Origin of the sequence: Candidatus Pelagibacter sp. HIMB1509 (assembly GCF_052047855.1) — a bacterium.
Taxonomy (GTDB): domain Bacteria; phylum Pseudomonadota; class Alphaproteobacteria; order Pelagibacterales; family Pelagibacteraceae; genus Pelagibacter.
Genome location: NZ_JBNAIU010000001.1, coordinates 1,072,492 through 1,084,451 on the forward strand (window position 1 = coordinate 1,072,492; position 11,960 = coordinate 1,084,451).

Genomic DNA, 11,960 nt, shown 5'->3' on the forward strand with positions numbered 1-11,960 from the left:
TAGATTTGTGAATCTATTTGATTAATTTGGAATTTTGCATACTGGAATAGGCTCCATTTTATGCAAATTTTGTTTTCTAATAGTTTCGTATTTTTCTCTATTGGAAGATTTAGGATTATCCATGGCTTCTTCAAGTTCTTCATATTTTAACCCAAGCTGACCCTCATCTGTTCTGCCGTCATCCCACAAACCATCAGTAGGTGCTGCTTCAATAATTTCATTTAATATACCAAGTTCTTTGCCGAGTTCCCAAACTTGAGTTTTATTACAATCTGCTATGGGAGAAATATCTACGCCTCCATCTCCGTATTTTGTGTAAAATCCTACACCAAAGTCTTCTACTTTGTTACCAGTTCCAACTACTATTCCTTTATTAGCTGCAGCTACTTGGTAAAGAGTAGTCATTCTTAATCTGGCTCTAGAATTTGCCATTCCATGCTCGTTATCAAATTTAGACAAACTTGAGCTAAATGCCAAAAACAATTCATCTAAGTTAATTGTATGTGCTTCAACATTTTTAAAATTTTTTACTAACCACTGTTGGTGTTTTAAACTTAGATCATGTTGATGTGATTTTTGTTTAATTGGCATCGACAAAACTATTGTTTTCAAACCCGTCATAGCACTTAAGGTGCTAGAAACAGATGAATCAATGCCTCCAGATATTCCTATAACAAGAGACTGTGCCTTTGAAGGCATATTGTCTACATAGTTTTTAATCCAATTAGATATAAACCTAGCTTTTTCTGAAGCATTCATAACTTATACAATATTTTATTATAGAGATTTTACAATGTCTTAAGATGCCGCTCTGTCTGCATTTTTAGAATATGAGCTATTCTTTTTAATCTCATCTGAAATCATAAATGCTAATTCTAAAGCTTGGTTGGCATTTAACCTAGGATCACAATGAGTATGGTATCTTGAAGAAAGATCTTCTTCAGAAATTTTTTGTGCTCCACCAATACATTCAGTTACATCTTGACCAGTTAACTCAATATGAAGACCTCCTGCATAACTTCCTTCACTTTGGTGACACGCGAATACATTTTTCACTTCATTCAGTACACTGTTGAATGGTCTAGTTTTGAAACCTGTTGCAGCTTTAATTGTATTTCCATGGCATGGGTCACAAGACCAAATTACATTCAATCCTTCTTTTTTAATAGATCTAATTAATTTTGGCAAAAATTTTGACACATTGTCTGCTCCAAATCTTGAAATTAAAGTTATTTTACCTTTCTCATTTTTTGGATTAATTCGGTTACATAAATTAACTAAATCATCTGGTTTTAGTGTTGGTCCACATTTTATTCCTATAGGGTTTTCAATCCCTCTACAAAACTCTACATGACCTCCATCAAGCTGTCTTGTTCTATCTCCAATCCAAACAAAATGGGCTGAAGTATCATGGTTCTCACCTGTAGTAGAGTCTGTTCTAGTCATTGCTTCTTCAAAAGGTAACAATAACGCTTCGTGTGATGTCCAAAAATTTACTGTATATAATCTATTGTTGAAATCTGAAGTAATTCCACATGCTCTCATAAAAGCTATAGCATCTGCAATTTTATCTTCTAGATCTTTAAATTTTTTAGCTTCTGGACTTTTTTTAATGTAACCTAAATTCCATAAATGAACTTTGTTCAAATCTGCAAAACCTCCTTTTGAGAATGCTCTGATAAGGTTTAAAGTTGATGCTGATTGAGAATAAGCTTTGTATAATCTTTTTGGGTCAGGAATTCTTGCTTTCTTTGTAAATTCCATTCCATTTATATTATCACCTAAATAACTTGGAAGCTCAACACCATCTTTACTTTCAACTGGAGAACTTCTTGGTTTTGAAAACTGACCGGCAATTCTTCCAACTTTAACGACTGGTAAAGATGCTGAGTAAGTTAGCACTAAAGACATTTGCAAAATTAATTTAAATGTATCTCTTAAATTATCAGGGTTAAATTCAGCAAAACTCTCTGCACAATCTCCACCCTGAAGTAAAAATGCTTTTCCATCAACTACATCAGCTAACTGATCTTTTAGATGCCTAGTCTCTCCGGCAAATACTAAAGGAGGAAAGGTTCCAATTTTATCTAAAACCTTATTCAGTTCTTTTTTATCTGGATATTCCGGTATGTGTTTAACAGGATATTTTCTCCAACTATTTTTTTTCCAATTTTTCATATTCAACCTAAGGGTGTTTTAGCAGAGTTTAAACTTTATTCAACTGTGACGGATTTAGCTAAGTTTCTTGGCTTATCTATATCATAACCCATTTTCAAAGCTGAATAATAAGCAAGCTTTTGAAGTGGAATTGTTAAAAGGAATGGTAATAAATCATCATTGGTATTTTCAACCTCAATAGTTTCCCAAATATTCTCCGAAACAATTTCATCCTTGCTTTTGTTTGTGATTAAAAGAACTTTGGCACCTCTTGCTATAACTTCCTGCATGTTGGAAATTGTTTTTTTATAGTAACTGTCTCTTGGTGCTAGAACAACAACTGGCATCCCCTCTTCTATTAAAGCAAGTGGTCCATGTTTCATTTCACCTGCTGGATAACCCTCTGCATGAACATAAGATAATTCTTTCAATTTCAAAGCTCCTTCCAAAGCTATTGGGAAAGAGAAACCTCTTCCAAGAAACATAGATCCTTTAGCTTCATTGAATGTTGAGGAGATTGCATGAATATCATTATCTATCAATAAAGTTTTTTCTATTAAGTTTGGTAGGTTTTTAAGATCTTTAATTTTTTCTTGATAATTTTTTTTATCAATTTGACTAGACAAATACCCAATTTTTAAAGCTAAAATATATAAAACAAGTATTTGACCTAAGAAAGCTTTTGTTGATGCAACCCCAATTTCAGGTCCGCAGTGAATTGGTAAAACAAAATTTGAATCTCTTGCTATAGAACTTTCAATTACATTAACTACCGCACATGTTTTCATGTTATTTTCGTTACAAAGATCCAAGGCCGCATAAGTATCTGCAGTCTCACCAGACTGAGAAACAAAAATATATAAACTATCCTTTTTAAATCTATTTTTTCTATATCTAAACTCAGAAGCTATATCTATATTAACATCTAAAGAAGTTAATTCTTCAAACCAATATTTTGCCATTAAACATGAATGATAAGCGGTACCACAACCAATTAAAGTAACTGATTTAATTTCGTTAATTTTCCATGGAAAATTGAAAATATTTATCTCATTATTTACACTATCTAAATACTCTTTGATTCCAGTTTTAATTGTTACAGGCTGCTCTTCTATTTCTTTAGCCATAAAGTGTTTAAAGTCACCCTTATCATAAGTTGACTCAATAGATGATAATTCTAAAATTTTTTTGTTAATTTTCTTGCCCTCTTCATTATAAAAATGAACTTGATCTTTTTTAACAATACAAAACTCTCCATCATCAAGATAAGTAATTTTGTTTGTCATGGATTTTAAAGCATAAGAGTCTGACCCTAGATAATTTTCATTTGGACCATAACCAACAGCTAATGGCGATCCTCTTCTCGCCCCTACAATCAAATCAGGCATATCTTTTAAAATTATACCTAATGCAAAACTTCCATGAAGTTGTTTTAAAGTTTTGGTTAATGCCTCTTCAAGTTCCATAGTTTTTAAATTTTCTGTAATTAAATGAACAATTACCTCGGTATCAGTCTGAGATTTGAAAGCATGGCCTTTATTAATTAGGTATTTTTTTAAAATTGTTGAGTTCTCTATTATTCCATTATGGACAACAGACACATTGTCTGATGAGTGTGGGTGAGCATTAATACTATTAGGAATTCCATGAGTAGCCCATCTGACATGTCCTATCCCTATATTTCCTTTTAAAGATTTTAGATCAAAGTTTTGTTCTAAATTATCAACTCTTCCTTCAGATTTAACTTCATTTAACTGACCATCAAATAAAGTTGCAACCCCAGCAGAGTCATAACCCCTATATTCAAGTTTTTTTAGAGAATTTATTATATTTGCAGAAACAGATTTATTGCTAGATATTCCTATAATTCCACACATAATTTATTTTGTCTTTCTTTTATAATTTTTAATTTCCACTTGTACAGATCTGGTTAGTGCAAGAGTTTTTTTTTTAACATTTTTTGTTATTACAGACCCTGCACCAACAATACTTTCTTTGTCAATTTTTACAGGAGCTACTAAAGATGAATTTGATCCTATGAATACTTTATCTTTAATTATTGTCTTACTTTTTTTTACACCATCATAATTACAAGTAATTGTTCCAGCACCAACATTTACCATCTTACCAATGTCGCTATCTCCAACATAAGATAAATGATTAATTTTTGATTTATTTCCAACAGTTGATTTTTTAATCTCTACAAAATTACCTACTTTCGAACCTTCTTTAAGAATTGAATCGGGTCTAATTCTTGCATAAGGACCTATCTCAACTTTATTTTCTACCTTACAAGATTCTAAATGTGAAAAAGATTTAATTACAACGTTATTTCCTATTTTAACTTTAGAACCAATTACCACATATGGTTCGATTGTAACTCCTTTTCCAATTTTTGTATCATTTGAAAAAAAAATAGTTTCAGGACCTGTCATTTTAACACCAGCTTTTAAAAACTTATTTCGAAGTTTGTTTTGATTATTTTGCTGCTTTGTAGGTTTCATCTAGATTTTCTTTACATTAAGTATATATGTTAATTAATTCACAAATTATTTCTTTAAAATACTTTTAATATGAAACAAAAATTTACTGTATTATTTGATTTAGATGGAACATTGGTTGATACAGCACCAGATTTGATGCTTGCTCATAATCATGTAATGAAAAAATTTGGATACCCTACGAAATCACTAAATGATTTAAAAAGTTCAGTTGGAAAAGGTGCGGGTGCTATGATTGGCAGGTCAATATGGAGCCAAGCAAAAAAAGAACTGACTAGTATTAATGAAAAAGTTAAAAGTGATATGACTGATGAGTTCATATCTTATTATGGCAAAAATATTCTAAGAGAAAGTGTTTTAATTAATGGCACAAAAGATTTTTTAAATTGGTGTAAAAATGAAAATATCTCTATGGCTGTATGTACTAACAAAACTGAGCATCTCGCTGTTGATCTTTTAAAAAAAATTGGAATTTATGATTATTTTGAATATGTAGCGGGATATAACACATTTGATTATTGTAAGCCTGATCCAAGACATTTGACTACAGTTATAGAAATTTTAGATGGTGATTTAAAAAAATCTATTATGATTGGAGATAGTGAAACAGATGCTAATTCTGCAAAAGCTGCGGATATTCCAATGATATTGCTTGAGGATGGATATACTGAAAAAAAATCTGATGAAATATACCATAATCACCTAATAAAAGATTTTGTTGGTATTGAAAAAATCATATCTGAATATCTTTAATATTGATTAATTTATTTTAGCTATTAAAACAAAATTACTTATAAGGAGTTATTTTGTTACTACATACAGTTAAAGTTTTTCCATCTAAAATACATTTACCTAAGAAAAAACAACTTGCCTGGAAAATTGCAGAAATTGCAAGTGATAACGCTAAACTTAATAGAGAAGCAATTGAAATGGTAATCAATAGAATTATTGATAATGCTTCAGTTGCTATTGCTTCTTTAAATAGAAGACCAGTAGTTTCATCTAGAGAAATGGCTTTAAAGCATTCTAGAAAAAATGGAGCAACTCTTTTTGGTGTTAATTCAAAATTAAAATTTGATTGTGAATGGGCAGCTTGGTCAAACGGAACTGCTGTAAGAGAACTTGATTTTCATGATACTTTTTTAGCTGCAGACTACAGTCACCCTGGTGATAACATTCCACCACTATTGAGTGTTGCTCAACAAAATAAAAAAAGTGGTCTAGATCTATTAAGAGGAATTATTACTGCTTACGAAGTTCAAGTAAATTTAGTTAAAGGGATTTGTTTACATAAACATAAAGTAGATCACATTGCTCACCTTGGTCCAAGTGTTGCTGCAGGGTTAGGTTCGATGTTAAAATTAAATACTGAAACAATTTATCAAGCAGTTCAGCAAGCACTACACACAACTATTTCTACAAGACAATCTAGAAAAGGAGAAATTTCTAGCTGGAAAGCATATGCACCTGCACATGCTGGGAAACTAGCAATAGAAGCTGTTGATAGAGTTATGAGAGGTGAAGGCGCTCCAAGCCCAATTTATGAAGGTGAAGATAGTGTAATTGCAAGAATACTTGATGGAAAAAAAGCAAAATATAAAGTTCCATTACCTAAAAAGGGAGAAAGTAAAAAAGCTATATTAGAAACTTATACAAAAGAATATTCTGCAGAGTACCAATCTCAAGCTTTAATAGATCTTGCAAAGAAATTAAAAACTAAAATACCAAATTTAAATCAAATCAAAAAAATAGATATTTATACAAGTCATCATACGCATTATGTAATTGGAACAGGTGCAAACGATCCACAAAAAATGGATCCAAATGCAAGTAGAGAAACATTAGATCACTCTATAATGTATATTTTTGCAGTCGCTCTAGAGGATGGTGATTGGCATCATGTAAAATCTTATACAAAATCTAGAGCTAATAAAAAAAGTACTGTTAAGATATGGAATTCAATAACAACCTATGAAGATAAAAAATGGACAAAAAAATATCATGATCCAGATCCAAAAAAGAAATCTTTTGGAGCAAAAGTTGTTGTTACATTGAATAGTGGGAAAAAAGTAACTGAAGAACTAGATAGAGCTGATGCTCATCCGTATGGAGCAAGACCATTTAAAAGAGAAAATTATATAAATAAATTTTTAACTCTAACAGATGGCATTTTAGATAAAAAAGAGAGCGATCGTTTTTTAAGAAATGTTCAAAATTTAAAAAACTTAAAGGCTGGCCAATTAGACAAACTAAATATTGAGATTAAAAAAAGTAAGTTAAAAAGAAATTTGAAAAAAGGTATTTTTTAATGCACTTTGTTGAAAAAGAACCAAGCCAAAAAAGAATTGATTTTGACCAAAAACTTAAATCAAATAAAATTCTAAGAGTTCCTGGAGCTTACAATCCTCTAACAGCGAAATTAATTGAGGAAATTGGTTATGATGCAGTTTACGTATCGGGTGGTGTTATGGCTAATGATCTTGGTTTTCCTGATATTGGTTTAACAACGCTTCAAGATGTGAGTACCAGATCTTATTTAATATCTAGGATAACAAATCTTCCAACAATAGTTGATATAGATACAGGATTTAAATCTTGTAAAGAAACTATAGAGACTTTCGAAGAGTTTGGATTAACTGGTGTTCATTTGGAGGATCAAATTGAAAGAAAAAGATGCGGGCATCTAGATAATAAGGAACTTGTTTCAACAGAGGCCATGGTTTTAAAAATAAAAGAATGTGTGGCTGCAAAAAAAGATCAAAATTTTAAAATTATAGCACGATCAGATGCAAAAAGTGTTGAGGGAATTGATAAAATGATTGATAGATGTAAAGCTTATATTGATGCTGGAGCTGAAATTATATTTCCTGAAGCTTTACATGATGAAAAAGATTTTGAAAAAGTAAGAAAAGAACTTTCATGTTATTTGTTAGCTAATATGACAGAATTTGGTAAATCTAAGTTATTTAATTATAAGGAGTTAGAAAACCTTGGCTATAATATTGTTATATATCCAGTAACTACACAAAGGCTAGCTATGAAAAACGTTGAAGATGGATTAAGAGACATTTATGCAAATGGACATCAAAATAATATAATAGATAAGATGCAGACAAGAAAAAGATTGTATGAGTTAGTAGAATACGAAAAATACAATTCTTTAGATGAAAAAATTTATAATTTTAGTACAGAAGGACATGAATAATGAGTGATGATATTAAAAAAGGTTTACTTGGAATTGTTGTAGATGAAACTGAAGTTTCAAAAGTTATGCCGGAGATTAATTCTCTTACATATAGAGGTTATGCTGCTCAAGATTTATGTGAATATTGCAGATTTGAGGAAGTCGCTTATTTAATTTTAAATAAAGATCTACCTAACACTATTCAATTAAGACAATTTGAAAAAGAGGAGAGAAATAATAGAGAGCTTACAAAAAATTTATATGAAATTATAAAACACATGCCAAAAAAATCTCATCCGATGGATGTTGCAAGAACAGCTGTTAGTGTAATGGGATTAGAAGATAAAGAAACATCCAACTCTACTCCAGAAGCCAATATGCGAAAAGCATTAAGAATTTTTGCAAAAACTCCTACAGCTCTTGCTGCTTTTTACAGAATTAGAAGTGGTAAAAAAATAATTAAACCTAAAAAAAATTTAACTTTTGCAGAAAACTTTTTCTATATGTGTTTTGGAAAAGTACCTCAAAAAGAAATTGTTAAAGCGTTTGATGTGTCTTTAATATTGTACGCTGAACACAGTTTTAATGTTTCAACTTTTACTGCTAGAACAATTACAAGTAGCTTATCTGATATTCATGGGGCGATAACTGGTGCAATTGCTAGTTTAAAAGGTCCATTACATGGTGGCGCTAATGAAGAAGTGATGCACATGATGAACAGAATTAAAAAACCAGAAAATGCATTAAAATGGATTAACAATGCCCTTAAAAATAAAGAAGTAGTTATGGGATTTGGTCATAGAGTTTATAAATCAGGAGATTCTAGAGTTCCAACTATGAGAAATTATTTTGGTAAAGTTGCTAAACTTAAAAAAGATAAAAAGTTTGAAAAAATTTATGACATTGTTGAAAAAGTTATGATCAAAAAGAAAAATATCCATCCTAATGTGGACTACCCTACTGGTCCAATGTACCATTTAATGGGATTTGATACTGATTTTTTCACACCAATATTTGTTATTTCTAGGATTACTGGTTGGTCAGCACATATTATGGAACAACACGCTGCCAACAAACTTATTCGACCACTTGCTAAATATAAAGGTAGCAAGCATCGAAAAGTAATGGAATTAAATTACAGATAATACAATTATATTTATTAACTAAATGCTTCTGCCCAAGTTCCTTGGGTTGACGCTTTAGAATATTCTGTAGCTCTTCCTTCAAAGAAGTTCATGTGCTCTACAGCATTTAACATTGTATCTAACCAATTTAATGGGTTTTTATCAATATCATAGATCGCTTCTAATCCTAATTGATCTAATCTTCTATTTGCAATAAATCGAATATATTTTTTAATATCGTCTGCAGTCAAACCTTCCATTGGACCCATTTGAAAAGCTAAATCAATAAAAGCATCTTCATGCTCAACAATTGTTCTGCAAGCTTCATAAATTTCTTTTTTCAATTGAGGTGTCCATGTTTCAGGATTTTCTTTAATGAAATCTTTAAATAATCTGATCATCGAATTACAATGCAATGTCTCATCTCTTACCGACCAAGTAACAATCTGACCCATTCCTTTCATCTTATTATGTCTTGGAAAGTTTAACAAAATTGCAAAACTTGCAAATAACTGAAGACCTTCTGTGAAAGCACTAAATACAGCAATTGTTTTTGCAATATCATGATTTGATTTAACATCGAAACCTTGCATGTAATCGTATTTATCTTTCATTTCTTTGTACTTCATGAATGCTGAGTACTCAGACTCTGGCATACCAATTGTATCTAACAAATGTGAGTAAGCAGCAATATGAACAGTTTCCATTGAAGCAAAAGATGACATCATCATTAATACTTCGGTTGGTTTAAATACATTCATGTAATGTCTTATGTAACAATTACTAACTTCAACATCTGCTTGAGTAAAAAATCTAAAAATTTGTGTTAATAGATTTTTTTCTGAAGCTGAAAGATTTTTTTGCCAATCTCTCACATCATCTCCAAGTGGAACTTCTTCTGGTAACCAGTGAATTCTTTGTTGAGTTAACCACGCATCATAGCACCAAGGATATCTAAAAGGTTTATAAACTGGATTTGCAACAAGCAATCCATTATTATTTTTTTGTGGTTGAATAATTTCTGACTTAACTTTTTCTGCTACTGACATGATAAACACTCCTCGTACTCTGGTTCACTATTTTCGGTTGATTTATTTTTATATACATTAGCCATAATGTCTGTTGACTTAGAGTCGTTAACATTCTCAGCTCTTTGAATTGATTTTGATCTGCAATAGTAAAGGCTCTTTAAACCTTTCTTCCATGCATCAAAATGAATTTTATGTAATTCTTTTTTATGAACATCTGCAGGTAAAAATAAGTTAACAGATTGAGCTTGTGAAATAAAAGGAGTTCTGTCTCCGCTCAATTCAATTATCCAACTTTGATTAAGTTCAAATGCAGTTTTAAATACATCTTTTTCTAAATCAGTTAAAAAGTCTAAATGGTTAACTGAGCCTTGGTTTGTAGTAATACTAGACCAAGTTTCCTCATCATTTTTACCATGACTTTCAAGAATTTCTTCAAGATATCTGTTTCTCACATTAAACGAACCAGATAAAGTTTTGTGAGTATAACTGTTTGCTGCAATGGGCTCTACTCCTGGAGAAGCTCCTCCACAAATAATAGAAATTGATGCTGTTGGTGCAATTGCAGTTTTGTTAGAAAATCTTTCTTGATAACCATACTCTGCAGCATCAGGACACGCTCCTCTTTCTTCAGCTAAATCTTTAGAAGCTTGATTAACTTTTTCGTGAATGTTTTTAAATATTTTTTTATTCCATGATTTTGCCATTACAGACTCGAGTGGAATTCGATTTTTCTGCAAAAAAGAATGAAAGCCCATTACGCCCAAACCAACACTTCTCTCTCTTTCAGCAGAATATTTAGCATCTTTAAATTGTTCAGGAGCTTTGTTAATGAAATCAGATAATACATTATCTAAAAATCTCATTACATCGCTAATCATATCTGGATCGTCTTTCCATTCTTCATATTTTTCTAAATTTAAAGATGATAAACAACACACAGCCGTTCTATCTCTACCGTCTTTATCAATTCCTGTAGGAAGAGTTATCTCACTACATAAGTTAGAAGTTTTAACAGTAAGATTTGCTAACTTATGATGTTGAGGAATTTGTCGGTTAACTGTATCTATATAAATTATATAAGGCTCACCAGTTTCAATTCTAGCAGTTAATAACCTTATCCATAAATTTCGTGCAGATATAGTTTGCTGCACAGTTCCGTCTGCTGGACTTTTTAATGCCCACTGCTCATCCATTTCAACTGCTCTCATGAAAGCATCTGAAACTAAAACACCATGATGTAAATTTAATGCTTTTCTATTTGGATCTCCACCAGTTGGTCTTCTCATTTCAATAAACTCTTCTATCTCAGGATGATCAATTGGAAGGTAACAAGCAGCAGAACCTCTTCTTAATGAACCTTGGCTAATTGCCATTGTTAAAGAGTCCATTACTTTAATAAAAGGAATTATTCCTGAAGTTTTTCCAACTCTGCCAATTTTTTCTCCAATAGATCTTAGGTTACCCCAGTAGCTTCCAATTCCACCACCCTTCGCAGCAAGCCAAACATTTTCACTCCAAAGATCTAAAATTCCACCTAAGCTATCAGATGCTTCATTTAAAAAACATGAAATAGGTAAACCTCTTTTAGTTCCACCGTTTGATAAAACTGGTGTTGCTGGCATAAACCAAAGATTACTTATGTAATTATAAATTCTTTGTGCATGCAAATTGTCATCAGCATAAGTACTCGCTACTCTGGCAAATAAATCTTGATAAGATTCGTTTAAACCAAGGTATCTATCTTTTAAAGTCGCTTTACCAAAATCAGTAAGATTTGAATCTTTAGAACGATCAATTTTAATTATTATACCTTTGTCATTTTGAAATAACTCTGTTTCATTATTTAATGAAAATAAATCAGGTTTATTAGCTTTTGAAACTTCTTTAACTTCTGGGCTATATTCGGAGACAGCTTTCTTGAGGGCTTGAGATAGAATCTTGTTCATATTTGTTATTATATTAT

At 31.2% G+C, this 11,960-nt stretch carries 10 protein-coding genes; 4 read left to right on the plus strand and 6 right to left on the minus strand.

Annotated features, from left to right (window positions below; genetic code table 11):
* Positions 1-21: 21 nt before the first annotated feature.
* From nadE to ACTTBO_RS05790, 4 genes are read right to left on the minus strand one after another with little or no spacing between them, the layout of a single operon-like run.
* Positions 22-759 carry an NAD(+) synthase gene (gene nadE / locus ACTTBO_RS05775; protein ID WP_440656771.1) on the minus strand — a complete coding sequence of 246 codons (738 nt, stop codon included), beginning with the start codon at positions 757-759 and terminating at the stop codon, positions 22-24.
* A gap of 39 nt (positions 760-798) precedes the next feature.
* On the minus strand, positions 799-2,178 hold the full coding sequence (locus ACTTBO_RS05780; RefSeq protein ID WP_440656772.1) for a class II 3-deoxy-7-phosphoheptulonate synthase: 1,380 nt from the start codon (positions 2,176-2,178) through the stop codon (positions 799-801).
* A gap of 35 nt (positions 2,179-2,213) precedes the next feature.
* Complete coding sequence (gene glmS / locus ACTTBO_RS05785; RefSeq protein WP_440656773.1) at positions 2,214-4,034, minus strand: glutamine--fructose-6-phosphate transaminase (isomerizing); 1,821 nt, start codon at positions 4,032-4,034, stop codon at positions 2,214-2,216.
* A 3-nt stretch (positions 4,035-4,037) separates the two neighbouring features.
* Positions 4,038-4,661: a DapH/DapD/GlmU-related protein gene (locus ACTTBO_RS05790; RefSeq protein ID WP_440656774.1), complete on the minus strand. Its 624-nt coding sequence runs from the start codon at positions 4,659-4,661 to the stop codon at positions 4,038-4,040.
* A gap of 69 nt (positions 4,662-4,730) precedes the next feature.
* On the opposite strand from ACTTBO_RS05790, the gene ACTTBO_RS05795 reads away from it, so the two are divergent.
* The 4 genes from ACTTBO_RS05795 to ACTTBO_RS05810 are packed head-to-tail and all read left to right on the plus strand — an operon-like array spanning position 4,731 to position 8,987.
* The gene (locus ACTTBO_RS05795; protein ID WP_440656775.1) at positions 4,731-5,411 is read left to right on the plus strand and encodes an HAD-IA family hydrolase; all 681 of its coding nucleotides are present in this window, start codon (positions 4,731-4,733) and stop codon (positions 5,409-5,411) included.
* A 53-nt stretch (positions 5,412-5,464) separates the two neighbouring features.
* The gene (locus tag ACTTBO_RS05800; protein WP_440656776.1) at positions 5,465-6,967 is read left to right on the plus strand and encodes an MmgE/PrpD family protein; all 1,503 of its coding nucleotides are present in this window, start codon (positions 5,465-5,467) and stop codon (positions 6,965-6,967) included.
* Positions 6,967-7,863, plus strand: a complete 897-nt coding sequence (gene prpB / locus ACTTBO_RS05805; RefSeq protein WP_440656777.1) for a methylisocitrate lyase — start codon at positions 6,967-6,969, stop codon at positions 7,861-7,863. The genes ACTTBO_RS05800 and prpB overlap by 1 nt, the downstream gene beginning before the upstream one ends.
* The gene (locus ACTTBO_RS05810) at positions 7,863-8,987 is read left to right on the plus strand and encodes a bifunctional 2-methylcitrate synthase/citrate synthase (RefSeq protein ID WP_262589057.1); all 1,125 of its coding nucleotides are present in this window, start codon (positions 7,863-7,865) and stop codon (positions 8,985-8,987) included. The genes prpB and ACTTBO_RS05810 overlap by 1 nt, the downstream gene beginning before the upstream one ends.
* A 14-nt stretch (positions 8,988-9,001) precedes the next feature.
* On the opposite strand, the gene ACTTBO_RS05815 is transcribed toward ACTTBO_RS05810, so the two are convergent.
* On the minus strand, positions 9,002-10,015 hold the full coding sequence (locus tag ACTTBO_RS05815) for a ribonucleotide-diphosphate reductase subunit beta (protein WP_440656778.1): 1,014 nt from the start codon (positions 10,013-10,015) through the stop codon (positions 9,002-9,004).
* The gene (locus ACTTBO_RS05820) at positions 10,006-11,943 is read right to left on the minus strand and encodes a ribonucleoside-diphosphate reductase subunit alpha (protein ID WP_440656779.1); all 1,938 of its coding nucleotides are present in this window, start codon (positions 11,941-11,943) and stop codon (positions 10,006-10,008) included. Before ACTTBO_RS05820 ends, ACTTBO_RS05815 begins: the two co-directional genes overlap by 10 nt.
* Positions 11,944-11,960 lie beyond the last annotated feature (17 nt).